Annotated in this window: 1 protein-coding gene; it reads left to right on the forward strand. The window is 48.3% G+C overall.

Annotated elements, in window-relative coordinates; genetic code table 11:
• On the forward strand, positions 1–234 hold a 234-nt coding region (locus SB773_RS34760), incomplete at both ends, for a TSUP family transporter (protein WP_410595117.1).

A 234-nucleotide genomic window follows, 5' to 3' on the forward strand; every position in this document is an offset into this window, starting at 1 on the left:
CGCAGGGGTCATTGGCAGTATTGCAGGGCTTGGCGGAGGCATATTTTTTGTCCCTGCGCTGTTATTTCTAGTCAATATGTACATGCCTGGCTCTATGTCTCCACAGGTCGCTACGGCAACGTCATTATTGGTGATTGCAGTAACGGCGCTTTCGTCGTCGATTACCTACCTCAAACAGAAAAAAGTGGATATTCAAAGCGCACTGCTCTTTTTTATTGGTAGTGCCCCTGGTGC

It is taken from the genome of Bacillus sp. SIMBA_074, from assembly GCF_046534555.1.
Taxonomy (GTDB): Bacteria; Bacillota; Bacilli; order Bacillales; family Bacillaceae_G; genus Bacillus_A; species Bacillus_A mycoides.